Source organism: Metabacillus indicus LMG 22858 (assembly GCF_000708755.2).
GTDB classification, from domain to species: domain Bacteria; phylum Bacillota; class Bacilli; order Bacillales; family Bacillaceae; genus Bacillus_P; species Bacillus_P indicus.
Genome location: NZ_JGVU02000004.1, coordinates 13,423 through 38,950, shown reverse-complemented (window position 1 = coordinate 38,950; position 25,528 = coordinate 13,423). Strand labels below are relative to the sequence as shown.

Sequence of the window (25,528 nt, the reverse complement as noted above, 5' to 3'; positions counted from 1 at the left end):
AACCTGAGATAGCATAATTTGCTATCTTCAGAAGAATGAGAGGTTTCCCAATAGGATTTGGGAAGCCTCTTTTTTATTTTTCGTCGTTATGGATCTAAATGAAATTTGATATTTAATATACTTACAGGTCTCGGTAAACACAGCATGTATACATATAAAAACTAAAAAACTAAATACCCCCCATCACTTGACCTAGAGCCACCTCTAACAGTTACCATGGTTTCACAAGAGCAAAAAGAGGTATAGAAACATAGAGAGTATTGTGCTCTATACTTTGCTTTCTCTTAATCTGAAACTATCATTCTGGAGGTTTTTAAATGATTACTGCTAAAGCAAGAGCTGTTGACGGGCCGGACAAGCCATTTAAGGAAGCCGAAATTAAACGTCGCGATCTGGACACTAAAGATGTATTAATTGAAATTAAATTTGCGGGGATTTGCCATTCTGACATTCATACAGCGCACGGGGAATGGGGAGAGGTGAACTATCCGCTAGTCCCGGGCCATGAGATTGCGGGGATTGTCACGGATGTAGGGCCCGAGGTTACGAAATACAAGGTCGGTGACCGCGTAGGAGTCGGATGTATGGTAGACTCATGCGGAGATTGTGAGAACTGCCACCAAGGGGAGGAACAATACTGTCTGAGAGGAAATGTTCCTACCTATGCCGGTGTCGACAAATACGGTGAGCCGACGCAGGGCGGTTATTCTACTCATATTGTTGTGGTTGAGGACTTTGTGCTGAGCATTCCGGATGAGATTGAGCTTGATCAGGCTGCGCCGCTTCTTTGTGCGGGCATTACGACCTTTTCTCCGCTGCATCACTGGAAGGCAGGTCCGGGCAAAAAGGTAGCGGTTGTCGGTCTCGGTGGTCTTGGCCATATGGCTGTTAAGATTGCACACGCTATGGGAGCGGAAGTGACGGTGCTTTCCCAATCCCTTAAGAAAAAAGAAGACGGCATGCGGTTTGGAGCCGCTGATTACTATGCCACAAGTGATCCGGAGACGTTTGAAAAGCTTGCCGGTACGTTTGACCTGATTATTAACACGGTGAGTGCCAAATTGAAGCTGGATGATTATCTTTCCCTTCTTGCACTTGACGGCAGCCTGGTAAACGTCGGTGCACCTGCAGAGCCGCTGTCACTAAACGTATTCTCTCTGATTGGTCATCGCCGTTCGTTTGCGGGATCATTAATTGGAGGGATCCGTGAAACACAGGAGATGCTGAACTTCTGTGCAGAACATAAGATTGGCCCTGAAATTGAAGTGATTTCAGCCGATCAAATTAACGAAGCATACGACCGTGTATTGAATTCAGATGTGAAGTATCGTTTTGTCATTGATATCAGCACAATGTGAAGTGCCAAAAAGGAAAGCAATAAAGGTTATATTCAGGGTTTCCAAAAATTCAATTTTGGGAAACCCTTTTTATTTTTCTCCAAATGCTTTAACCTATAGCTTTAGATTCCTGCGTTAAACTTCACGCATAAAATGTTTTATTAAATAGGTAAGGGATATACATAGGTGGATCTAATCTAGCCAAAGATTTTCATAGTTTTTTGTGCAGGTTTAAAAGACAGTAATTCAGAAACTGAATTTATTCTGTCATGGCATATTCAAGAAAATAATAAAAAGGAGCATGAATTATGAATATCAATGAAGAGTATGAATGGTTAAAATTTTTTTTCGATTGTTACTATAATCAATCTTTTGAAGGTAACTTAGATGAGAGATTTATTGATATCTTGGATTCTGAGAAAGAGTGGGTAATAGAGAAATTAAGACATGAAATTTTGGAATTGGAAAAGGTTTATACCAAAATAGATAGTGAAAAATGGAATGAAATTGAAGCTTTAGTCCACGAAAACAGTTTAAGATATCTTCCGTATGATTTTGGAGAAGAATTTATTAGAACTGCCAAAAGGCATTTATTTTACAAATGATAAGCCACTTCCTGTACATGGGAAAGTGGCTTTTTTGTTATTAAAGATCTTTCGTTATATTTCCCTATTGCAAAAGATGGGATGTCCTCATTCTGCTTTAACTTAGATGAATATTAAAACGATTTGTGCATCTCCCCCATATCCATAAAAAATAAAACTTTCTATAATTAGGAAAAGATCAAATTCCTAGACAGAGGTGAACAGAAATGAACCTATTTAAAATAGGCGTCATCGGAATCGGAAACATGGGAACATCCCATATTCAAAGGTTACTCAATAAGGAAATTGCCGGTGCTGCCGTAACTGCGGTGTGTGATGGCAGGGAGGAACGGCTGAGCTTGTACAGAGGCTCAGCTGAGATCGATTGCTTCACTGATGTAGATAAATTCTTCAATGAGGCTGACATGGATGGTGTCATTATCGCAACACCTCACTACAGTCATCCTGAGCTCGCACTAAAGGCTTTTTCAAAAGGTCTCCATGTCCTTCTTGAAAAACCGGCAGGAGTTTATACAAGGAATGTTCTTGAAATGAACGAGGCTGCCAAAGAAAGCGGGAAGGTGTTCAGCCTGATGTACAATCAGCGGACGAGCCCTCTTTATCAGAAGCTGAGAGCTCTGATTCAGGCTGGGGAAATTGGTGAAATTAAGCGCACCAATTGGATTGTGACAAATTGGTACCGCTCTCAAAGCTATTATGATTCTAGTGACTGGCGGGCTACCTGGTCTGGAGAAGGCGGCGGTGTGCTACTGAATCAGGCCCCGCATCAGATCGACCTGTGGCAGTGGACGACCGGACTGATGCCGGTGAAGGTTCAGGCGTTCTGTAAGGAAGGAAAGAACCATGATATTGAAGTGGAGGATGAAGTGACCGCTTTTGTGGAGTATGAGAACGGTGCGACGGGTGTGTTCATTACTTCGACCGGTGAGGCGCCTGGAACGAATCGCTTTGAAATTGCAGGGGACAGGGGCAAGCTCGTGGTCGAAAACGATCAGCTGCTTTTTTATAGGTTGACCCAATCGGAAAGGGAGTTCAATGCCACCTTTACGGGGGGCTTTGGGGAGCCGGAATGCTGGAAGATAGAGGTGCCGGTTTATGGGGAGAGTACAGAGCATAAGGGCATCATCCAGAACTGGACGGATGCGGTCCTGAATGGCGCTCCCTTGCTCTCACCAGGGGAAGAAGGGGTGAAGGGCCTTGAAATCAGCAATGCCATTTATCTCTCCTCCTGGATGAAAGAAGCAGTGACACTGCCGTTGGACGCGGATTTGTATTATGAGAAGCTGCAGGAAAAGATACAAGGTTCCACTTTTACAAAAAAGACTGTGAAGAACGTGATACTGGATGTTCAAGGAACACATTAAGGGGAGTGGGAAAATGGTGAAGGATGGAATGACATATGCCCCAAAAGGAAAGCCGAATCCGGTTGTAGGGGAGAATGAGTTCTTTATCTCGGCGGTAGCGCTCGATCACGGGCATATCTATGGCATGTGCAACGGCCTGGTGGAAGCGGGAGCCACCTTGAAATGGGTGTATGACCCGGATCCTGAAAAAGTGGAAGCATTTATAAAGGCTTTTCCGACCGTACAAGCGGCACAATCGCTCGAGCAGGTTCTGGAGGATGAATCGGTTGCTTTGATAGCTGCTGCGGCAATCCCATCAGAGAGAAGTTCATTAGGAAATAAGGTGATGGAAGCCGGAAAGGATTATTTTACTGATAAAACTCCGTTTACTGCCCTGTCTCAACTAGAGGAGACAAAGAGGGTGGCTGCCAAAACGAAGCAGAAATATATGGTTTATTTCAGTGAGCGTCTGCACGTGGAAGGGGCCGTTTTCGCTGGAGAGCTGATACAACAGCAGGCCATTGGGAAAGTCGTTCAGGTGACGGGATTTGGTCCGCACCGATTGAACGCAGCAAGCAGGCCGGCATGGTTTTTCAATAAGGAGCAATATGGCGGCATTTTGTGTGATATCGGCAGCCATCAAATTGAACAGTTTCTATTTTATGCAGGCTGTAAGGATGCCAAGGTGCTGCATAGCAAAGCAGGAAACTATAATAACCCCGAATACCCGGAGCTTGAAGATTATGGAGATGCCACTCTGGTAGGAGATAATGGCGCAACTCAATACTTCCGGGTCGACTGGCTGACACCCGACGGCCTGAGCACATGGGGGGATGGAAGAACGTTCATCACCGGAACGGAAGGGACGATCGAAATCAGAAAGTATGTCGATGTCGCAAGATCCAGTACGACCGACCATGTGTATTTAGTGAATAAGCAAGGCGAGCAGTATTTCGATGTCGCAGGAAAAATTGGCTTCCCGTTTTTTGGTCAGCTGATTCTCGACTGCATCAACAGGACAGAAACGGCCATGACGCAGGAGCATGTATTCAAAGCATCGGAACTTTGTTTAAAAGCACAAGAGCAGGCCATGTTCCTGACACCTGAAGCAAGTAAAATCTGAAAACGGCTGCCCGCTGTCAAACAGAAGGAGGATTTATGAAACCTATAAATGAAAGCGTCATCACTACCAGCCGGCATCAGCCAATCGTGTTGAAGTCGAAAAAAAGCAGGAGATGGGAGACTCCTTTTGCAGGCTATGCGTTTCTTTCTCCATGGCTGATTGGGTTCTTTCTATTAACGCTCTACCCTATGGTTCAATCACTCTATTTTTCTTTTACAGACTATTCGTTATTGGAAGCCCCGAACTGGGTCGGGGTGGAGAACTATACAAAAATCTTTACAGAAGACAGGCTTTTTTATAAATCCTTGACCATTACCGTTCTGTTTGTGATCATTTCCGTGCCGCTTAAATTAATCTCCGCCTTGCTGATGGCGATGTTCCTCAATCAAAAGATGAGAGGAATGTCGATCTACCGGACGATGATCTATTTGCCTTCATTGATCGGAACGAGTGTTGCAGTGGCAATCCTTTGGAGAAACATCTTTGGAAGGGAAGGTATGGTGAACGGATTTCTTGCACTATTCGGCATAAAGGGTGAGAACTGGATTGGCAATCCTGATACAGCTTTAAGTACGCTGATTCTTCTGGTGGTTTGGCAGTTCGGTTCCTCCATGGTGATTTTTCTTGCAGGCTTAAAGCAGATTTCTCCGGAGCTGTATGAGGCATCTGCAATTGACGGAGCGTCCAAGGTGAAACAGTTCTTCAAGATTACTCTGCCAATGCTGTCGCCGGTCATCCTTTTCAACCTGGTGCTGCAAACGATTGGATCATTCCAGATGTTCACGCAGGCATTTGTTATTACAAAAGGGGGACCGGTCGAGTCTACATTTATGTTTGCCCTTTACCTTTATCAGAAGGCTTTTGCCGGTTTCGAGATGGGCTATGCGTCCGCACTGGCATGGATTCTCTTGATTATCATCGCCATTTTCACCGCAGTCATCTTTTTAACTTCCAGGTTCTGGGTGTTTTATCAGACAGAAGGAGGTAAAGGCTGATGAAAAAGAAGAGCTGGATCAGTCATCTTGTATTAATCAGTATAAGTGTATTCATGGTATATCCAATCATCTGGTGGGTGGGAGCGGCATTCAAATCCAATGAAGAGATGAACTCCATCAGCATTTTCCCGGACACACTCATTTTTTCCAATTTCACGGAAGGATGGACGGCGATACCTGGCTTTACGTTCACCCATTTCTATGTGAATACGTTTGTACTTATTCTGGCTGTATTGTTTACAACACTGATCTCCTGCAGCCTGGTGGCGTTCGCTTTTGCGAGATTGGATTTTCCTCTGCGTAATTTCTGGTTTGCCATCGTATTAATTACCCTGATGCTGCCAAGTCAGATTACGCTTGTACCGCAGTATGATCTATTCAATGCATTTGGCTGGGTTAATACGTATTTGCCGTTCATTGTTCCGCATCTATTGGCTGGCGGAATCGGCGGGTCGTTTTTCATCTTCCTGCTTGTTCAGTTTATACGCGGCATTCCAAAAGAGCTGGATGAAGCTGCGAAGATGGATGGATGTTCGTGGTTTGGGATCTATTGCAGAATCATCCTTCCTCTGATGAAGCCGCCTCTGGTCACTGTAGGAATCTATTGTTTTCTATGGAATTGGGATGACTTCCTTGGCCACTTGATTTATATCAATTCTGTCGATAAATACACGGTCGGGCTGGCACTGAAGATGTTTGTCGATTCCAATTCAGCGGTGCCTTGGGGACAGCTGTTTGCGATGTCCCTTGTCTCCATCCTTCCGGCCATACTCATTTTCTTCTTCGCGCAGCGTCATATCGTGGAAGGTGTTGCGACAACAGGTCTGAAAGGATAAGGGATTTATAGAGAGAAAAGGCGATATGGCGGCCTTTTCTCTTTCTTATTATGGTAATCTTTACTAGAGATAGAAAGTAGGGAGAACTATGAAAAATCCATTCAAGCAATATCCCATCCACAAAGCTTTTTTTATCACTTTTTCTCTATTTATCGCACTTCTTCTCTTTATTATTGCCTTTGTCAGCTATACGGTTTCTCTGAATCAAATGAAAGAGAATACAACCTATTATCAGCAGAAGCTGTTAAGAGAAAAGAATGAAAAGATCGCATTGCAAAAGAAAGCCATTGAAGAGGTTACACTGGCAATGTCAAGGAACAGTGACCTTCAGGCATATATCCGCGGGGATCAAAACGAATATGAGGCCTATCGTGACATTCTCCAAATCAATAAATCCTTTTTCAATATCGCTTTCAGTGTGCCTCTGATTGATTCGATTCACGTCTTTCTTGAGCAGCAGCCCCTGAAGGATAGGACCGGTCCGATTCATTATTTTACAATGGAGGAGTATACAGCCGAAAACTCGCTTGCCCCTTTGAAGGACGCGGATGCTTCCTGGCTGATGAAGCACAGGATTGATTCCCTTCAGGGGAAGATTGATGTTGTCAGCTATGCAAGAAAGGTGTATGACGGAAACCAGAAAGCACGGGCCGTCATCGTCGTTAACATCAAAGCTGATAAATTCCAGAACATGATGATTGATGAACAGACTCATGTTAACCGGCTTTTGATTGACTCATCCGATACACCCATCACCTTTGTGGGGAATCTTGATGGAGGAAGCCATCTGGCCATTCTCGATGAACTTAAAGGGAATGCCGCCGTGAATTTGAATAAAGAAGGCTCCGTTAAATATGAGGATCATTTTGTCGTCTGGTCGAGGCTTTTCGGATCGGAATGGATTTTAATTGAGGTCACACCGTGGGAGGATGTGGCAATGGGCAGTATCCAGCTGTCCGGCATCCTGATCAGCATCGGTTTAGCTGCCCTCGGAATCGCGATTCTCATCAACTATCACATTTCCAGGCAGTTCACAAAACCGCTTCACATCCTATTGAACCGGATGGAGAATTTCTCCCTTGATGACAAAGATGCAAACCTGCCGGAGGATTATCATAATGAATTTGGTTCCCTATTCATGCGATATAAGAGTTTAATACATAGAATCTATAAACTTTATGGAGACCTGGAAACGGAATATAAGAAAAAGCGCAAGGCAGAGGTCGAAACCTTACAGGCTAACATTAATCCGCACTTTTTATATAACACACTCGATCAGCTGAACTGGATGGCAATTGAGGCGGACCAGCCAAAAATCAGCAAAGTGCTGGAATTGACCGGCAGAATGCTGCGCATCGGCTTATCCAAAGGGGAAAGCTTTATTCCAATCCATGATGAAATCCACCATATAAAATCCTATCTTCAAATTCAGCAGATACGATTAGGAAAAAGCCTGCAATATTCGATCCATGTGGAAGAAGCTTACCTTAGCAGCTATATACCGAAACTGACGCTTCAGCCATTTGTGGAGAACAGCATCATTCATGGCTTTCACAACCGGGACCATGGACGCATCGAAATCAGGCTGTGTGACCTTCATAACCATTTATATATTTTCATCAAGGATAATGGAAAAGGGTTTAACCAGGAAGAAAACCAGCAGATGAAGAAAACAAGCGGCGGCTATGGAATCAAGAATGTAAAAGAGAGATTGGAAGTCTATTTTGGAAACAATTATTCGCTTGATATAAAAAGTGAACCGGATAAAGGGACGATTGCCGTAATCAAAATACCTAAAATACGTATTCCTGAAATGATTGGAGGGCTTGAAGATGTGGAAAGCAGTGATAATCGATGATGACAGGCAAATTCTGCGCATCATGAAAAAAGCGATTCCATGGGAACGGCTCTCCGTTTCCTGTGCAGGTGAAGGGGCGGACGGGGAAGAAGGGTTAAAGCTGATTAAGGAGCACGAGCCAGACATCGTCATCACCGATATCTATATGCCCATCATGAATGGCATGGAGATGCTGCAAGAGTGCCGGGACATGGGCTTTGAAGGTAAAGTGATCATTCTCAGCGGGTATTCCGATTTCGAATATGCACGAACAGCCCTGAGGCTGAACGTTCATGATTATTTATCAAAGCCGGTGAGTATAGACACCATCGAAACCGTCTTAAATGGCGTCATAAAAGAATTAGAAGAGGAGCAGAGCAGCCAGACGCTGCACCAGAATCTCACCAGGCAGCTGGAGTATTACCAAGCTCTATATGAATCCGTTTGGATGAAATCTATCGTGGTGGGAATGGAAGACCCTATGTTTATAGAGGAACAAAAAGAAAGCCTGCAGCTTGAGAACTATAAGCATCAGGTGGTTGTATTGTCCTTTGATGTAAATGATTCAGATAATCGTGATATAGAGCACCTGGTGGAAAAGTTCAAGAACAATCATGATTCGTCCATTGTAAGAATGGACCTCGTGGAATTAAGCATCCGCTACACGGCAGTATTATTAAAGTTTGATCATGCAGCAGCTGCAGAAGCCTGTATGGGAGAAGCACGTAGTTTCGCCGAGTGCCTGCTGGGTGAGCTGCCTGATGCCGCCGTTATCGGCATTGGCAAAGTGGTGGATGATTGGCGGGAAATCAGTCTTTCCACAGAGGAAGCATTAAGGGCTGCAGAAGAAGAGGCGAATCCTCGCAGAATCAGGAGTTACAGTGAATTGGCAGAAGACATGGAGAACCTGGTGAATGCTATGGAATTTACCAGACCTGTTTCCTTCTACCAGGAGATTTCGGAAACGATAAAACATAACCAATTTGAATCCACGCTCAGCGTATTGAAAAAATTTGTTGAAGAATGCAAAGAGGAGAAACGGTACTTATTCTATCATTGGAAGAGGATAGGGAAAGAAGCCTGGATCATCACGACATTCAGTCTCCACGATAATGGAATCAAGTATACGGAGATATTTGAGGAAAAACAGATTGAAAGACAGATAGAGAATCTTGAGAACGAAGAGCAGTTTCAAGAATGGCTGAGCCGGATCATCTTGAATGTACAGGAATATCAGGAGCTGAATGACAAGGAAAATAGAAGGCATAAACAAGCCGTGGATTACATGATTCAATATATCTATGAAAATTATGAACAGAATATCACGCTGAATGAACTTAGCGAGCAGGTATTCATCTCCAGAAATTATTTGAGCCAAATCTTTAAGAAAGCGACAGGGCATTCCTTTAATTATTATTTGACCAAGGTGAGAATGGAAAAGGCGAAGCAGATGATTCTGGAAGGGAATCTGCTGATCTATGAGATTGCAGAAAAGGTGGGTTTCAAAAATACGCCATATTTCAGTTCCCTCTTTAAAAAATACATGGGAGTCAATCCGACAGATCTGCTAAAGAAATAGATAATTGTTCATTTTTAAAATGAATTGTGCATTCCTCTTATATAAACACGATTGAAAGCGCTTTATAATTGGTTCAAGCAAAACATTTCATTAAGGGGGATGGATGGACTTTGAGGAAAAATAAAGTCAAGAAATGGCTAGTATTGTTGATGGCTTCTTTATTATTGGTAAGTCTGGCAGCGTGCAGTGCAAGCAGCAATAGTGCTAGCTCAAGTGATGAAAAGGGCTCCAGCAGCAAGCTCCGCATTGTTTGGTGGGGATCTCAGGAAAGACATGATGCCACCATTAAAGTACTGGAACTCTATAAAAAAAAGAATCCAGATATTACGTTTGAAATGGAATATTCCGGCTGGGATGGATACTGGGATAAGCTGGCTACGCAATCTGCTGCCAAAAATGCACCGGATATCATCCAGATGGATGCCCAATATTTACAGGAATATGCGACCCGAAACCAGCTTGCAGAGCTGGATAAAGTGAATACCGGAGATGTGGATGAGTCACTGGTGGATTCCGGGAAATACAATGACAAGCTATATGCGGTTGCACTGGGGAACAATGCATATGGAATGGTATACAATAAATCCGCTTTCGAGAAACTAGGCGTTTCACTTCCTGAATCCGGATGGACATGGGATGACCTTTTCAATATGGCAAAAGAAATACAGCCAAAGCTCGAGGAAGGAAAATATGTGCTTAGAGATTTCACATTTGATGCCTCTATCTACGAAATGTATCAGTTAAGTAAAGGAAAAGGTCATCTTTCCAAAGAGGACGGTTCCTTCAATATTGATAAACAAACATGGCTGGAATGGGTCAACACGTTCAAGGAGCTTCGTGAGCTTGGAGTGGTGACACCACCGGACGTAACAGTATCAGAACAGGAATATGATCCAAAACAGGATTTGCTTTTAAACAATACGGTCCTGATCAAACAATCTTTTGCTGCTCAATTTCCAAGCTATGACAGTGTGCAGCCGAATACGTTTGCACTTGTAAAAGCCCCTATGAGCAAGGACGCTGGAGGCTATCTGAAGCCTTCGATGTTCTGGTCGGTAAGTGAACATTCCAAGAACAAAGAAGAAGCGCAAAAGTTCATAGACTTCTTCATCAATGATCCAGAAGCAGCGGAAATTCTTGGCGTTTCTCGTGGAATACCTGTTTCCAAAACCATCTTGGATACCATGAAAGAAAGCTTCGAACAATCTCAGCTGTCTCAGTTAACTTTAATTGAAGAAACAGCACCGGATGCCCAGACATTCAATGGCGGTCCAAAAGGATGGGGAGACTTCCAGAACAACGGGTACAGACAAGTTGGGGAAGAGCTGTCCTTTGGTCAAATAGAGCCTGAAGCGGCATACGAGCAACTAAAACAAGTTTTTGAGGATATGATTAATTAATGTGAAGAGAGGGTAATCACCTCTCTTTTTATAAGGCTAAATCTTCGAAAAAGGATGATATCAGAGGGAGGTTGTCATGGCACGCTGCGGACTTATTTTACTGGTAATGGTGTTCATTCTTTTACTGGCGGGATGTCAACAGGAAAGCAAAGAAGATGCAGTGAGAATTCTTATTTTCTCTGACATCCATCCTGCCTATCAAGAAGAAGTGGAAAAAGAGCTGCAGCAAAGGGCCGCAGATTCTCCCTTAAATGTAGAGCTACACCCGCTCTCCAAAGAAAAATTTGCCGTTCTTCTAGCTCAACAGGACGGTGACCTGTATATGGCAGACACAGAATACGTAAAGAGTCTGGCAGGGAAAAGCGGTCTTGAGTCCTTGGGGAAGCTTGCCGGGGCCTCTGATGTGGAGGAGTATAGGAATGGACAGGAGCATTTCGGTGCCTCCCTTCCGTCGGGACTTATCCCCTATAACCAGAATCAGCAGACCTTAGCTGCCTTTGTACCAAGTTTTAGCGACCAAAAAGAAAACAGCATGGAAGTATTGGGAAAACTTCTGAACAGGAGGAATAGATGATGCAAATGCCCACAGACAATGCACTGTACAGGTTGATGGATTGGATGGTAAAGCTTGCTTATCTAAATCTGTTATGGATATTCTTCACCTGTTTGGGAGCCGTATTTTTAGGCTGGGTTCCAGCGACCAAAGCCATGTACAGCATTCTGAGAAGATGGACCCGCAAACAGGAGACGTTCAACGTCGCGGCAAGTTTCTGGAAGGAATACAAAAAAGAGTGGAGTAGCGATATTCTCGCATCATTCCTTTTTTTGATACTTGGAATGCTGTTAGTGATTGATTTAAAATTCTTCTTAGCCGGCTATTCGGCTATGCACACCCTTGGTAAACTTTTCACCATTCAATTGATTACAGTGGCTATCGTTTTGGGAATGAATTATGTGTCCTCTTCCTATCCTGATGAGTGGAGTCTTCTCCAGAAGTTGAAGGACGGATTGATAAGAGGTGCAACATCACCATTTAAAACGTTACTGGTTATCATGACGTCCATTCTGTCGATCCTGCTGCTGTTTCTTATACATCCTGGACTAGTTGTTTTGTTCGGTGGGAGTTTGCTGGCGCTGCTTAATTTAGTATTATATGATGTTTTAAATTTAAAAAGTGAAACTTTTTGTCAGGGGACTTCATCTTAATTGTTGTTCACTTGCACACTGTGGGTGCCGAAATGACTACAGCAAATAAAACTAAGTGTCATTACATAGTTACGAGAAATACCTTACGTTCCACTGAACATATTGGCATCATTTATACGTATAGATTCATGAGATTTTAAAGAAACAATATGAATACATTTATTAGAGAAAGAAGGGCTCGTTTAAAAGAGGCGTTCTTTTTCTATTGAACTATTTTTAGTTCTAGAGCCATTTATTTCTATTAATACCCTTAAAAAACCTCTATTTTCCATCCCGCCCAAATCCTTCAACGCTTTTTACCTCCCCTTTACATTCTTATAAACGCCTTGTAATAAGTCCTTATTACTGCCTTTAAATTGAGCCGGTAGAATCATGGGTGAAGACATCTTGAAGGAGGAATTACCTTGGACAAGAATCATGATCAGCATCAATCAGGCAGTAATTACGATAAATCACGCAGGACGTTCCTGAAGTATTTTCTGGCAGGATCTGCGGTTATGGCACTCGAGACGTCGGGAATTTCCCGCTTGACGTCGATGGTTTCCCGTGCGGAAGCGGCAACGGCGGTTCAGCCTTATGCAGCATCACAAGCAATTGGGAAAGGATTCCCGCAGTCTGTTGCGTCAGGTGATCCGACGCCGACCGGTGCGATGCTTTGGACAAGGGTTGATCCTTCTTTGGAGACTGGTTTAACGAATAAGGAATTCTCCAGTGAAGTCATTTACTGGCTTGAAAATGAAGCTGCAAACGATGTTTCTTTAGAAGATGGCATTAATCAAGGTAAATTCATTATGTTTGAGATAAGTAAAAAAGAAGATTTTTCTGAAGTGGAAATGAGAGGCTTCTCTCCGATCTGGAAGGACCATGACCATGTTGTGCGTGTCGACTTGGATGGTGAGCTTGCTTCCAGTCAGACGTATTATTACCGGTTCATTACGAAAAGCGGACTTGTCAGTAAGACGGCCCGTTTCAAGACACTGCCGGCAGAAGGAGCGGATGTTCAGTCAGCATCCATCGGGTATGTGTCGTGCCAGGATTACACTAATGGCTACTTTAATGCGCTAGGCTACATGGCGGATGAGGAAATGGACTTTTTCCTGCATCTCGGAGACTACATTTATGAGTCGGTCGGCGACGCTGCCTACCAGGGGAATATTGACGGTCGCCAAATTAAACTGCCGAGCGGTCAGAGCAAGGCGTTCACGATTGGGGACTACCGCAAGCTGTACCAGACGTACCGTTCGGACAAGGACCTGCAAAAGCTTCATGAAAAGCATGCCATGATTGGAATCTGGGATGACCATGAGTTTGCCAACGACACGCACTATCCTGCAGTCGCACCTGATGATAATCCGGACTCCGACCCGGCCCGCCGCCTCGTTGCGAATCAGGTCTGGTTTGAATACATTCCGGCCCGTGTCCCTTACAATCCAAATGGAACGTTTGAGGATTCCGTTAAAATCTACCGCACCATTACGTTCGGAAATCTTGCATCGATTATCATGACGGATGAGCGGCTATACAGAAGTGCACACCCTTGCGGACAAGGCACGCTGGACCGTTACCTGGCAGGCGGGTGCGAGGATATTAACCTTTCCAGCCGTACGATGCTTGGGAAAACCCAGAAAGAGTGGTTCTTAAATGAGCTGAAAAATGCCAAAGGAACGTGGAAGATCTGGGGCAATGAAGTGCAAGTGACACAATTGAAAGCGCTGGGGAGATATCTGAACCTCGATGCTTGGGATGGCTACGCTTATGAAAGACAGCAGATTGCCCAAACGGTTTTAGACAATGGAATCAAAAACTTCCTTGCGCTGACAGGTGATTTCCACACGTTTGAAGCATCTTACATGCAAAATGAGTATAAGCGCGGCGGTGAAAAGTACGGGGTGGAGCTGATGGTTGGTTCCGTCACATCAAGTAACTTACGAGAATCCCTTCGCAACTCCATGAACTCAATACCTGATGTTTCGAGTCCAATACCGATGGACGCAGCTGATGAGCTGGTGAAACTGTTAAAAGGGAAATTCAGCAGCGTTACCACTTTTACGGCAGAGCTGCTTTTTAAAGAGCTTCAGAATATCGTGAAAATCGAAAATCCATGGATCGATTTATTTGACAGCACAACTCACGGATATGCCGTGCTGCAGCTCAGCAAGACAAAAGCAACTTGGACTGCTTACTCGGTCGATAATATTGAAAAGCCGGAAGCGACTAAAAAGCTGCTGTGGCAATGTGAAGTTCCAAACGGCGAAGTGAAAATAAACGTTTTAGAAGGAAGTATACTTTAAAAAACAGGAGGGCGTAACCATGCTGCAAAATATCGGAATTCCAGGACTGATTTTAATTGTGATCATTGCATTGATTGTATTCGGGCCTTCAAAACTGCCTGAAATCGGACGTTCTTTCGGGGTAACTCTGCGAGAGTTCAAGAAAGGCACGAAAGACCTGATGTCAGATGAAGAGCCGAAGAAAGCGAAGACAGAAGAAACGGCTGCTGTACAACGGGAATCTTAAGAGCAGAAAAGGAAGGGACTTGGCTGGTCGAACGGCAGGTCCCTTTTTTCTAAGATGGAGGGGTGAAGATGACACAACAGGAGTTTATCCAGAATCATTTGATGGAATTGCGGAAGCGGATTATCACCGTGGCTGTGGCCTATGCGGTTTTATTAATAGCCGGTTTTTTAAGTGTAGAGCACATTTACCGCTGGATTCTTAATGACGCAGAACTTGAGTTGACGGTGCTTGGACCTTCTGATATTCTTTGGATTTATTTTACGCTCGCAAGTATTTGTGCGTTTGCGTGCTGTATTCCGCTGATCACCTATCAGGTGTGGGCATTCATAAAACCAGCATTGAAGCCGGTGGAACGGACGGCAGCTTTGATGTTCATTCCACTGTTATTCCTTTTATTTGTGAGCGGGGTTGCGTTTGGCTACTTTTTAGTTTTTCCGATGGTGTTTGAGTTTATTGTGTCCCTATCGGACGGGATGTTTGAAACGATGTTCACGGCTGAGAAATACTTCCGGTTTTTATTCCAGATCATCCTGCCGCTGGGGCTGCTCTTTGAATTGCCGGCTGTCGTTTTATTCCTGACGGAGCTTGGGCTGTTAACTCCTGTTTTTATGAGAAAATACCGTAAATACGTCTACTTTGGACTGGTTGTCCTGTCGGCTCTCATTACGCCGCCAGATTTCGTATCCCAGCTGTTCGTGCTCATTCCGATGTTCCTGCTGTACGAAATCAGTATCTGGCTCTGTGCGTGGCGTGCGCAGAAGAAAGCTGTAAAACTAGTATCTGAGAGTGTTTGACTGAATAAAGGTACAAAAAAGAAGGCTTCCAGTAAGTTGCTAAAACTTGCGGGGAGCTTCTTTTTAGAATGAATATATATACAGGCGAAATTTTTTTAAAAAAGTTGAAACCTCCACTACTTAGTAATACTATATATAAGTAATAAGTGTTACTGAATAGAATCGAATGAAGTCATACATGATAAAGGAGGTTCTCACCATAGAAAACTTAACAGAAATGCTCAAGGGTTCCCTTGAGGGCTGCGTGCTGGAAATCATCAGCCGGCATGAAACGTATGGCTATGAGATTACCCGCCGTCTGAATGAACTTGGTTTTACGGAAGTGGTGGAAGGGACAGTCTACACGATCCTTGTGAGACTGGAAAAGAAGAACTTGGTAAACATTGAGAAAAAGCCGTCGGATATGGGCCCTCCCAGGAAATTTTACACACTTAATGAGGCTGGCCGGGAGGAACTTGGCCTGTTCTGGAAAAAATGGGATTTTGTATCCGCAAAAATCAACAGTTTAAAGTCCAATTAGCAGGTTGTCTATCAATAAAAAGGAGGAAAAACACCATGATGGAATGGGTTAGAAAAGTAATTGGCGATAAGAAAGAATACAGAACGATGATGGCACGGGTTGAGGCTCTTCCGGAGGATTATCAGTTTGTTTTTAAGAAAATTCAAGGGTACATGTGGAGTTTTTCTTCAGGGAGCGGCATGGATATGCTGCATATCCAGTATGAGCTGATCGAACTGTTCGAAAGCGGAGCAGCAGAAGGCAGACAAGTGCTTGAAATCACAGGGGAAGACGTGGCAGCATTTGCGGATGACCTGGTGGCAACCGCCAGAACGTACACGGCTCAACACCGCGAAAACTTGAATCAGAGCATCATGAAGCGATTGGGAAAAGAGAAATTCAATAAATAATAGAACAGCTGGTTTCATGGACGTTTATGCTGTTCAACTATTTTTTGCTAGAGTAGTAAGTATTACTTAATACTAGATCTGACTAAATAGAGGCTGCGTATCTTAGGCTTGGCTGTTCATTTGGATGGGCAGCCTTTTAATCAGAAAAAGCTGCAGCTTTGTAAAATTAAGGTAAATTTCCTTGTTGTATATTGACTGAACCTGGAGGAAATGTAATGATTGAAAAGAAAGGAATGAGTCTTTTATCCTATTCAAATACCCCTGTCATTCTTCAGAAAATCCTCTCAGTGTGAACTTTTCTAATGATTGATTTATGTTGAAATTCCCTTTAAAAAAGGAGGTGAATCTATTTGTAAACGAATGTTTAAATTTTCTCAGGAATTGTATTCTTATCACCATTTAATCTTAAAGGAGGACAATTTATGGGTCACGATATTTGCGGTTACAATCAGGCAGGAGAAGAGATCGCCTACCTTCGCTTCAGCATGGGCAATGGACACGCGTCCATCGTTTATGGTGTGCTGGATGCTGACGAATATAACGGAGGAGTAAGCGGAACAGGCAGCAGCTCGTCGTTTTCCATGCAGCAGATGGAGAAAGCGTTGAACGAATATCAGAAGTTCTGGAAAATCAATAAAATACCGGAAAGTGAATTCGTTAAGTGGGAAATCAAACAAATACAGGACTTTTTATCTATATGTATGTCAGCGGCAGAAAAAGAAGGAAATGTAAGGGTTTGTTTTAGTTAGGCCTCATGATATCCTCACTCAGAAATCCTCTTAGCACCCCTGCATGAAATTCTGCCTTATATATCCCTGAATTAAAAAAGCTCATTCTCTGCTGAAGCAAAGAATGGGCCTTTTTCCATTAAAATCAGCAAAGCACAATCACCCTGTAAGGCACAGTCTGAGCAGGAATGCTTTTCGTTGCGGCCCCGTAAATCACAGCAAGATCACGGTTAGCCGGATTGCTCGTAAAAGCCTGGCCGTTTGTCAGTAAAACTTGTGTAAAAGGTGACAGATTCAGTTTGAGCTGTCCGTCGCTGCTCACAAGCTGATTATTGAAATACGATACTTTCACATTTTGATTCTGGCTTTCTTTTACCATCACCAGCGCCTGATATTGGGGCGGATAGATGAGGGGGACCGGTGCATTTCCGTCATAATATCCCGTCACAAAATCTCCTGTTGATACCATGGCATGGTCGACAAAATAAGTGGCAGGTGACACAATGAAGTTTACAGTCGAGCCCGATTGATTTTCTACAGTGAATACTTTGAAGCAGCCTTCGCCGCTTTGTCCTGTGTTAAAATCACTGATAGCTGTGACGAGTCCCTGAAACGCATAAAAGTTTTTCATGGATAAGCCTCCATCCTTCGTACGCTTATGTACGTTATGCGGGCAGACACCTAAATGAGTGGGCGGATGCCTACCCTGAGGCAAAACATCAGGATTGATTCTCTTAAAAATTTATGTATGATATTTTTATGAATTCGTTTACAATATTTTCAGCTATAATCATTTCTAGTTTTTAGTATATATAGAGAGGTGTCGAACAGAATGGCTCCAAAGTATCTTCAAGTGGCCGGCCAGATAGAGTCAGATATTATCCATCATGTTTATCAGAAAACAAATAAATTGCTGACGGAAGATGAATATGCCGTAAAATATCAGGTCAGCCGCAACACTGTCCGTAAAGCAATCGATATTCTTGTTAATAAAGGATATGTGTATCAAGTTCAGGGCAGCGGTGTGTTTATCCGCAACCATCACAACAGAGGGCACGTTAATCTTGAAAGACTGCAGGGGGTAACGAACGATTTCAGTGACCGCCTTGTAGAGAACAAACTTCTTGATTTTAAGCTGATAGAAGCAGGTGAGGACCTTGCAGTCAATATGGGCTGCAAAGCCGGAACCTCTATTTATTATGTGAAAAGGCTGCGATATGTTGATGGAGACCCTTTTTCGATTGAAACCTCTTACTTCAACAAAGATCTTGTGAAATATCTTGATGAAAATATCGTGAAGAAATCCATTTATAATTACTTGAGAAATGACCAGAAGCTTGCGATTGGCTTTGCAGACAGAATTATCGGTGCGGACTATCTCACGTCTGAGCAGGCTGATTTACTCGGGTTAAAAGCCAATGATCCGGCACTGGTTGTGGATAATACGGTTTGTTTAACAAACGGCGCAATCTTTGATTATTCACAGTCCGTGCATCATTTCAAACATGTGAAATTGCTGAAAGTATCGAATATGAAAGGGAGTTAAGTGTGAAGAGGGCTGAGAGCTCTCTTTTTTTTGTGAGCTAAAAAAGGGTTTACATTTGAAATCTAGTAAGTTATTATAAGTTTATAAAATTTGTACCTATGAATTTAAATCATACTTATGAAAGGGTGTACATAGATGGTTGAACAAGCAATTGAAATAAGCCCTGAAGATATTTTTGGATTGATCGCGTTTTCAGGAGATGCGAAAGCAAGTTATCATGCAGCCCTGCATCTGCTCAGAGAAAACAAAATCGAAGAGGCAGAAGCTGAAGTAGCGAAAGGTGATTCCGTATTAAAGGAAGCACACGCGATTCAGACAAAGTTTGTCACACTTGAGGCTCAAGGAAAATCAGCAAAAGTCGGCGTCCTGATGGTTCATGCCCAGGATCACTTGATGAATACTATTCTAGTAAAAGAATTATTGGATCATATGATGGCTATGCAAAAAGAAATTAACAATTTGAAAGGGATGAATTGATATGGTAAAGATCGGACTATTTTGTGCAGCAGGCATGTCAACTAGTATGTTAGTGGAGAAAATGAAAGCGGTTGCCTCTGAGCGCGGTGTAGAGGCTCAAATTGCAGCATACCCTGAGTCAGAGATGGAGAAGTATGCGGATGAAATCGATGTCGCTTTGCTTGGTCCTCAAGTGAAATACTTACTGAACAAAGGAAAATCAATCTGTGAACCAAAAGGTGTTGCGATTGATGTTGTCAACACGGTTGACTACGGCATGATGAACGGCGCAAAAGTATTTGATCAAGCATTGAAACTAGCAAATAAATAAACGGGGTGAATGATTTTGAAAATGCCAAAGGATTTCCTTTTCGGTGCAGCATCGGCTTCATACCAAGTAGAGGGTGCATGGAACGAGGATGGTAAAGGAGTTTCAAACTGGGATGTCTTTTCAAAGATTCCCGGTAAAACATTTGAAGGAACGAACGGTGATGTGGCCATTGACCACTATCACAGATATAAAGAAGACATCGCGCTCATGGCAGAAATGGGCCTTGAATCATACCGCTTCTCAATTGCCTGGACACGCATTATCCCGGACGGTACTGGAGAGGTAAACCAAAAGGGACTTGATTTCTATAACAATGTCATTGATGAATGTCTGAAATATGGCATTATCCCTTTCGTGACACTGTATCACTGGGATCTGCCGCAGCCTCTTGAAGAAGACGGAGGATGGCGGAACACGAAAACATCTGATGCATTTGTCAGATTTGCTGAAGTTTGCTATAAAGCTTTCGGCGACCGTGTACGAAACTGGATTACGTTTAACGAGACTGTTATCTTCTGTTCGTTAGGCTACTTAACAGGCGCACATCCGCCGGGAATCGAAGGGGATGCCAAAGCCTACTTCCAGGCAACACATAATGTATTTGTTGCTCATGCACGTGCAGTGGAAAGCTTCAAGAAGTCAGGCTATGAAGGCGAAATCGGCATCACTCACGTATTCAACCCTGCGTTCAGCATTGATAACGACGAAGAAAATAAATTTGCTGAAAGACATGCGAATGCCTATTCGACACACTGGTATTATGATCCAATCTTAAAAGGATCTTACCCTGAATACGTAACGGATGCGCTTGAAGCTCAAGGGCTGCTTCCGGAAATGACAGAGGAAGAGCTTGATTTGCTTCGCCGGACGGCTCCTATGAATGATTTCATCGGACTGAACTATTACTGTCCGCAGCGGGTCATGAAAAACGATTCAGCACTCGTTATGTCAGGCGGCCGCGAGAATTCAACAGGCAAGCCTGGAAATCCGTCATTCGACGGCGTATACAAAACAGTCATGATGGATGATAAAGAATATACGAAATGGGGATGGGAAATCGCTCCTGACGCATTCCTTGATGGTATGCGCATGCTTAAAGAGCGTTACGGAAACATCAAGATCTACATCACTGAAAATGGTCTGGGAGATGAAGACCCGATCGCAGGCGAAGAGATTCTTGATCAGCCCCGCATCGACTACATTGAAAGCCATCTAAGAGCTGTAAAGAATGCCGTAAGCGAAGGAATTAATGTTTCAGGATACTTTGCCTGGTCTGTCATTGATTTGCTGAGCTGGCTGAATGGATATAAAAAACAATACGGATTTATCTACGTTGACCACAAAAATGGTCTTGCACGAAAACGGAAGCAGTCGTTCTTTTGGTACAAGGACATCATCGCCACTCGCGCAGAAGAACTTTAAGGAGGCAATCTGATGGGCCGCTTAGAAAGTATATTTGAAAAGTTCATGCCTTTCTTCCTTCGATTTGCAAATGCGAAACCGACACTTGCAATTAAGGATGGATTTATTTTAACAATGCCGATGACGATCATCGGCTCCCTTTTCCTGCTCATTCTTGCTGCTCCGATTCCTGGCTGGGCAGAAACTATGGTAAAATTGTTCGGTGAACAGTGGAGCCTGCCGCTTACTCAGGTTGTCGGTTCTACATTTGATATTCTGGCGCTGATCGGCGTCTTTGGAATTGCATACTCATACGTTAAGAATGAAAAAATAGAAGGTACGCCGGCCGGTATTTTAGGAATCATTGCCTTCCTGATTATTACCCAGGCTTCTGTCCTGACAAAAGACGGCGAAACGGTCACAGGCGTTATTCCAAAAGTCTGGACTGGCGGACAAGGTGTACTTGCAGCCATTGTAGTCGGACTATTTGTTGGATTCGTTTATGCTCAATTTATTAAACGCGACATTCGCATTAAGATGCCGGATGGTGTTCCTCCTGGTGTAGCGAACTCGTTCTCTGCCTTAATTCCGGGATTTGCGGTTATCACAGCTGCAGTCATTGTATTTGCACTTTGTCAGGCTTTTGCTGATAAGACATTTACTGAAGTTGTTTATACACTGCTTCAGGTACCTGTGCAAAACTTGACGGACACGCTTACTGGAGCAGTCCTGATCATGGTCTTGATGTCCCTTTTATGGTGGTGCGGAATTCATGGTGCTGCCATCATCATGGGGGTTATGGGACCGCTTCTTACAGCCAATGCCCTGCAAAACCAGGCAATTATTGATTCTGGTGAAGCACTGGTTGTCGGAGAAAATGCCAAAGTTGTAACCATTCAATTCCTGGATGTATTTACAAAACTCGGGGGATCAGGGATTACGATCGGTTTCATTATCGCGGCACTTATGGTGGCAAGGTCGTCACACTTAAAGCAGCTCGGCCGATTATCTCTTGGCCCAGGACTATTTAACATCAACGAACCAATCATTTTCGGTATGCCGATTGTGTTCAACCCAATCATGTTTGTTCCATTTATCGTGGTTCCTGCACTTGCATCGTTCATGGTCTACTTCTCCATCATTTGGGGATGGGTAGAACCGTTCAACGCCCTTCAGGTTCCTTGGACGACACCGCCGATTGTTTCAGGCTTTTTGATTGGCGGCTGGAGAGCTGCCCTGCTGCAGCTTGCAACGATTGCGATGTCTGTGGCAATCTATCTGCCATTCGTCAGAATGCAGGACCGCTTATCTTACAGCGAAGAGCTTAAAGCAAAAGAACAGTCAGAAAGTGCGATTGCTTGAAAGAACTGAATATAAAATTACCCCCCGCACACAGATGCAGGGGGTAATTCTTTATTTTCATGAGAGCGGCCATATTAAATAGGAAAGAAGGAGATACAGATGAAGCATCTATTAGCTTTTGATATTGGCGGAACCGATTTGAAAATCGGGAAATTTTCTCTTGCAGGTGAGCTTATAGAGTCCGGGAAACTGTCTTTGGAGAACAGAAAAGGCGAGACGATTCTATCTCAAATTGAAAGGCAGATTGATTCGGATACAGCAGGTTTAGCTCTCAGCATTCCAGGATATATTGATCCGGCCACGGGTTTCATTGAAATGGGCGGTGCGATTGTCGATTTTAATGGCTTTAACATTTTTGACTACTTTAAAGAGAGATATCCCGGCCTGACTATTAGTGCAGAAAATGATGCGAATTGTGCAGCGCTTGCGGAAAAATGGAAAGGAAGTGCAAAGGAAGAGCGGGACTTTCTTTTCCTTACGATTGGAACGGGTATTGGCGGTGCCATTTACCTGAACGACGCTCTTTACCGCGGTGTGCGCAACCGTTCGGGTGAGTTTGGTCACATGTTCAGCGAACACGTTACAAGTGACGTTGCAGAAAGTCATAAGTTTAACAAATCAGCGACGCTTGCAATCCTCCGTCAGAAATACGCAGAGTGCAAGAACATCCCTTTTCAAGATATATCCGGCGAGCAAATCTTTGAAGCCTATGACAATGGGGAAGAAGCAGCCTCGCGTCTTGTCGGTGACTTATACACCGGACTCGCAATGAACATATTGAATTTATATTATGTATTTGCACCTCCTGTTTTTTATATCGGTGGCGGCATTATTTCAAGAAAAACATTCATGCATGAATTAGAGCAGCGGATCCTGGAAATTGAACCGGCATTCTCGGCTGCAATGAAGCCGGCAAGTTTCGGAAACCAATCAGGCATAATCGGTGCAGTCTATCATCATATCGCTTCAAAAAACATGGAGTAACGCAGAAAAAATAAGAACCACAGACTAAATTGGGGTGCACAGGTTCGAATACTATAAGTGAATACCAGTAAATGAAGCCTGATTCAAGTATGAATGAGGCTTTTTCTTCAGCTTTTCACCTTCATGCTGACTTTATCTGATTCATCCTCGTATCGCCCGGCGATACAGCTTGCAAAAAGGAAGGAAAGCCTTCATAGTTAAAGGAAAGGGGGGCCGATATGAGACGCGATATACAACCGAATGAACGGGCATTTTCTTCAAAGGAAGCCGCGGAAGAAGTGGGGATTGCAACGCCCACCGTCCGTAAATATGGCCAGATCTTAGAACGGAACGGATATGAATTCTTAAAAGATGGAGACAGGCGAATTTTCGTTCAGACTGATCTGAATGCGCTTATAGCGCTCCGCGATACGGACAAGCCGCTGGACGAAACGGCAAAGGATCTAGTGGAACGGCAAAAGGAGCGTTTAACAGAATCCGATACGTCAGAGATTGCTGTATCAGGTACATACAATCAGCTGCCGAATGACCCGGCTCAGCTGAAAGAAGCTCTGATGTATGTGGTAAATGAGCTTGCAGCCGCGCGGGAGATGAATCTGGAGCTGAAAAACGATATGTCTCACCTGAAAACAGCTGTCTCCAGACTTCAGCAGGACCACCACGTCATCAGCTCCACAATCGGAAATTCAGCTCACAAGACGAACGTGAAAATGGAAAAGCTGATTCAGCAGCAGAGTGCCCACTATGAAGCGCTTCTTGAAGAGGAAAAAGAAAAGAGCGAGCTGCTTCAAAAGCAAATTCAGGCCATGCGTGATGAGCAGAAGCAGGAATGGAATTCGCAGAATGACTTTAACAGACGCCTTGAAGAAAGAATGCAGGGGCCTAAAGAGAGCTGGAACTGGCTGTTTTCTTTATTCAAAAAATAACAAAGCAGGAGTCAACCCCATCATAAGCGGATTGACTCTTTTTTTATTGTATCGCCCGGCGATATGTCCAAAATAGACACGATATGATAGAAATCTGTCTGTATCGGCAAAAGGTGATCTCATTCCCGGGGAAATATCTGCATGTTTCAACGTTATTCAATCAATTATTCTCTCACACTCTAAATCTCGCTTCCGCATCAGGATCAATCTCTATGCCGAGTCCGGGCCTGTCAGGAAGATGTACGTATCCATCTTTAAAAAGCACCGGGTTTTGGACAAGTGTCCTGGCAAGAGGCGAATCGGAAACTGTATATTCCATTAGAAAACCATTAGAAATACTGGCGGCAAAATGAGTGCTTGCAGCGACCAATATGCCTGTTTTAAATGCGTGGGGGACGATCATTTTTTGCTCGGCATAAGCAAGATCAGCGATTTTCTTTCCTTCCGTCAATCCTCCGCACCTGCCCAAATCAGGCTGGATAATATCCACCCGGCCTTCTTTAATAAGTCTTTCAAACGCTTTTCTTCCGCTCTCATTTTCCCCTGCCGCGATATGAATGTCGGTTGCTGCCGAAAGCATGGCATAGCCCTCCAGATCATCCGGAGCAAGCGGTTCTTCTATCCAGTGCACACCATACTCTTCAAACCGCCTGGCCATTTTAATGGCATGCTTGGCATCCCATCGCTGTCCGATATCGATCATAAGCTCTGTCCGTTCTCCGATAACAGACCGAATGGCCTTCACAGCCTCAACATCAAAATAGTCGTCTGCGCCAAATGGACCCCAGCCAAATTTAATGGCTTTATACCCCATGTCCATAAACTTTTCTGCCAGCAGGCAGGCGTCTTTAATCGTTTCAGGCATAACGAGGCTTGCGTAAGCTTTTACGCGGTTTCTGTATACGCCGCCCAGCATTTGAGCGGTTGTCCGTTCTGCGGTTTTGCCGACAATATCCCATAAAGCCATATCAATTCCGCTGATGGCGTGGATGGCTGCCCCCTGTCTTCCATAGTAGGAGGAGCCATGAAACATATCGTTCCAAAGCTTCTCACGGTCAAAAGGATCTTCTCCAATAATGATATCCTTTAACCCATTGCTTATTAAATGAGAGGCCGACGCTTCAATAATAGCTTTAGCCACTTGCGGTGAAGAATCAACCTCTCCTATTCCAGTTATACCTTCATCAGTATGAATCCGGACCAGCAGTGTATCCTGTGTCCCGTCACAGCGGAGGGCATCGATTTCCGGCAGTCGCAAGTATATGGCTTCTACGTCAGTAATTTTCACGAGTCTTTCACCTATTTCGTATGGA

General features: G+C 43.8%; 26 protein-coding genes. 24 read left to right on the top strand and 2 right to left on the bottom strand.

Translation table 11 applies throughout. The features are described from left to right. Positions 1–317: 317 nt before the first annotated feature. The 17 genes from AZ46_RS12735 (at position 318) to AZ46_RS12655 (ending at position 17,230) form a co-directional block, all read left to right on the top strand. Positions 318–1,358, top strand: coding sequence for an NAD(P)-dependent alcohol dehydrogenase (locus AZ46_RS12735; RefSeq protein ID WP_029286193.1), 1,041 nt, complete (start codon positions 318–320; stop codon positions 1,356–1,358). Between the two features lie 287 nt (positions 1,359–1,645). Then, positions 1,646–1,942 (top strand): hypothetical protein, encoded by a 297-nt coding sequence (locus AZ46_RS12730; RefSeq protein WP_029286191.1) that lies wholly within the window; start codon positions 1,646–1,648, stop codon positions 1,940–1,942. 206 nt (positions 1,943–2,148) lie between these two features. After that, a complete protein-coding gene (locus AZ46_RS12725) occupies positions 2,149–3,306 on the top strand; it encodes a Gfo/Idh/MocA family protein (RefSeq protein ID WP_029286190.1) in 1,158 nt (385 codons plus the stop codon). A gap of 13 nt (positions 3,307–3,319) precedes the next feature. Beyond that, positions 3,320–4,408 carry a Gfo/Idh/MocA family protein gene (locus tag AZ46_RS12720; RefSeq protein ID WP_029286188.1) on the top strand — a complete coding sequence of 363 codons (1,089 nt, stop codon included), beginning with the start codon at positions 3,320–3,322 and terminating at the stop codon, positions 4,406–4,408. Between the two features lie 35 nt (positions 4,409–4,443). Next, positions 4,444–5,403, top strand: coding sequence for a carbohydrate ABC transporter permease (locus tag AZ46_RS12715; protein WP_051865537.1), 960 nt, complete (start codon positions 4,444–4,446; stop codon positions 5,401–5,403). Beyond that, positions 5,403–6,239, top strand: coding sequence for a carbohydrate ABC transporter permease (locus AZ46_RS12710; RefSeq protein ID WP_029286184.1), 837 nt, complete (start codon positions 5,403–5,405; stop codon positions 6,237–6,239). Before AZ46_RS12715 ends, AZ46_RS12710 begins: the two co-directional genes overlap by 1 nt. Before the next feature lie 88 nt (positions 6,240–6,327). After that, a complete protein-coding gene (locus AZ46_RS12705; RefSeq protein ID WP_029286181.1) occupies positions 6,328–8,097 on the top strand; it encodes a cache domain-containing sensor histidine kinase in 1,770 nt (589 codons plus the stop codon). Beyond that, on the top strand, positions 8,072–9,655 hold the full coding sequence (locus AZ46_RS12700) for a response regulator (protein WP_029286179.1): 1,584 nt from the start codon (positions 8,072–8,074) through the stop codon (positions 9,653–9,655). Before AZ46_RS12705 ends, AZ46_RS12700 begins: the two co-directional genes overlap by 26 nt. Before the next feature lie 110 nt (positions 9,656–9,765). Further along, entirely contained in the window at positions 9,766–11,055 is a 1,290-nt protein-coding gene (locus tag AZ46_RS12695; RefSeq protein WP_051865535.1) for an ABC transporter substrate-binding protein, read from the top strand. 76 nt (positions 11,056–11,131) lie between these two features. Then, entirely contained in the window at positions 11,132–11,629 is a 498-nt protein-coding gene (locus tag AZ46_RS12690; protein WP_029286176.1) for a hypothetical protein, read from the top strand. Beyond that, a complete protein-coding gene (locus tag AZ46_RS12685; protein WP_029286174.1) occupies positions 11,629–12,261 on the top strand; it encodes a YesL family protein in 633 nt (210 codons plus the stop codon). The genes AZ46_RS12690 and AZ46_RS12685 overlap by 1 nt, the downstream gene beginning before the upstream one ends. Positions 12,262–12,665: 404 nt before the next feature. Then, a complete protein-coding gene (locus tag AZ46_RS12680) occupies positions 12,666–14,552 on the top strand; it encodes an alkaline phosphatase D family protein (RefSeq protein ID WP_051865532.1) in 1,887 nt (628 codons plus the stop codon). Between the two features lie 19 nt (positions 14,553–14,571). Then, positions 14,572–14,778 carry a twin-arginine translocase TatA/TatE family subunit gene (locus tag AZ46_RS12675; RefSeq protein WP_029286170.1) on the top strand — a complete coding sequence of 69 codons (207 nt, stop codon included), beginning with the start codon at positions 14,572–14,574 and terminating at the stop codon, positions 14,776–14,778. A gap of 68 nt (positions 14,779–14,846) precedes the next feature. Next, positions 14,847–15,572, top strand: coding sequence for a twin-arginine translocase subunit TatC (tatC, locus tag AZ46_RS12670; protein ID WP_029286168.1), 726 nt, complete (start codon positions 14,847–14,849; stop codon positions 15,570–15,572). Between the two features lie 199 nt (positions 15,573–15,771). Beyond that, positions 15,772–16,092: a PadR family transcriptional regulator gene (locus AZ46_RS12665; protein WP_029286166.1), complete on the top strand. Its 321-nt coding sequence runs from the start codon at positions 15,772–15,774 to the stop codon at positions 16,090–16,092. Positions 16,093–16,127: 35 nt separating this feature from the next. Then, a complete protein-coding gene (locus tag AZ46_RS12660; protein WP_029286164.1) occupies positions 16,128–16,481 on the top strand; it encodes a DUF1048 domain-containing protein in 354 nt (117 codons plus the stop codon). 422 nt (positions 16,482–16,903) lie between these two features. Beyond that, a complete protein-coding gene (locus tag AZ46_RS12655) occupies positions 16,904–17,230 on the top strand; it encodes a hypothetical protein (protein WP_029286162.1) in 327 nt (108 codons plus the stop codon). Positions 17,231–17,354: 124 nt separating this feature from the next. On the opposite strand, the gene AZ46_RS12650 is transcribed toward AZ46_RS12655, so the two are convergent. Beyond that, positions 17,355–17,840 carry a hypothetical protein gene (locus AZ46_RS12650; protein WP_029286161.1) on the bottom strand — a complete coding sequence of 162 codons (486 nt, stop codon included), beginning with the start codon at positions 17,838–17,840 and terminating at the stop codon, positions 17,355–17,357. A gap of 201 nt (positions 17,841–18,041) precedes the next feature. Here AZ46_RS12650 and AZ46_RS12645 point away from each other — a divergent pair, with 201 nt between their 5' ends. The 7 genes from AZ46_RS12645 to AZ46_RS12615 all read left to right on the top strand — a co-directional run bounded on the left by AZ46_RS12645 (position 18,042) and on the right by AZ46_RS12615 (position 24,215). Beyond that, complete coding sequence (locus tag AZ46_RS12645; protein WP_029286159.1) at positions 18,042–18,755, top strand: GntR family transcriptional regulator; 714 nt, start codon at positions 18,042–18,044, stop codon at positions 18,753–18,755. A gap of 135 nt (positions 18,756–18,890) precedes the next feature. Beyond that, entirely contained in the window at positions 18,891–19,232 is a 342-nt protein-coding gene (locus AZ46_RS12640; RefSeq protein WP_029286157.1) for a PTS lactose/cellobiose transporter subunit IIA, read from the top strand. A gap of 1 nt (position 19,233) precedes the next feature. After that, positions 19,234–19,542: a PTS sugar transporter subunit IIB gene (locus tag AZ46_RS12635; RefSeq protein WP_029286155.1), complete on the top strand. Its 309-nt coding sequence runs from the start codon at positions 19,234–19,236 to the stop codon at positions 19,540–19,542. 15 nt (positions 19,543–19,557) lie between these two features. Next, on the top strand, positions 19,558–20,964 hold the full coding sequence (locus tag AZ46_RS12630; RefSeq protein ID WP_029286153.1) for a GH1 family beta-glucosidase: 1,407 nt from the start codon (positions 19,558–19,560) through the stop codon (positions 20,962–20,964). Positions 20,965–20,976: 12 nt separating this feature from the next. Then, positions 20,977–22,305, top strand: a complete 1,329-nt coding sequence (locus AZ46_RS12625; protein ID WP_029286152.1) for a PTS sugar transporter subunit IIC — start codon at positions 20,977–20,979, stop codon at positions 22,303–22,305. Between the two features lie 99 nt (positions 22,306–22,404). Beyond that, the gene (locus AZ46_RS12620; RefSeq protein ID WP_029286150.1) at positions 22,405–23,289 is read left to right on the top strand and encodes an ROK family protein; all 885 of its coding nucleotides are present in this window, start codon (positions 22,405–22,407) and stop codon (positions 23,287–23,289) included. Positions 23,290–23,507: 218 nt separating this feature from the next. Then, entirely contained in the window at positions 23,508–24,215 is a 708-nt protein-coding gene (locus AZ46_RS12615; RefSeq protein WP_029286148.1) for a hypothetical protein, read from the top strand. A gap of 172 nt (positions 24,216–24,387) precedes the next feature. On the opposite strand, the gene AZ46_RS12610 is transcribed toward AZ46_RS12615, so the two are convergent. Beyond that, on the bottom strand, positions 24,388–25,503 hold the full coding sequence (locus tag AZ46_RS12610) for a mandelate racemase/muconate lactonizing enzyme family protein (RefSeq protein WP_029286146.1): 1,116 nt from the start codon (positions 25,501–25,503) through the stop codon (positions 24,388–24,390). Positions 25,504–25,528 lie beyond the last annotated feature (25 nt).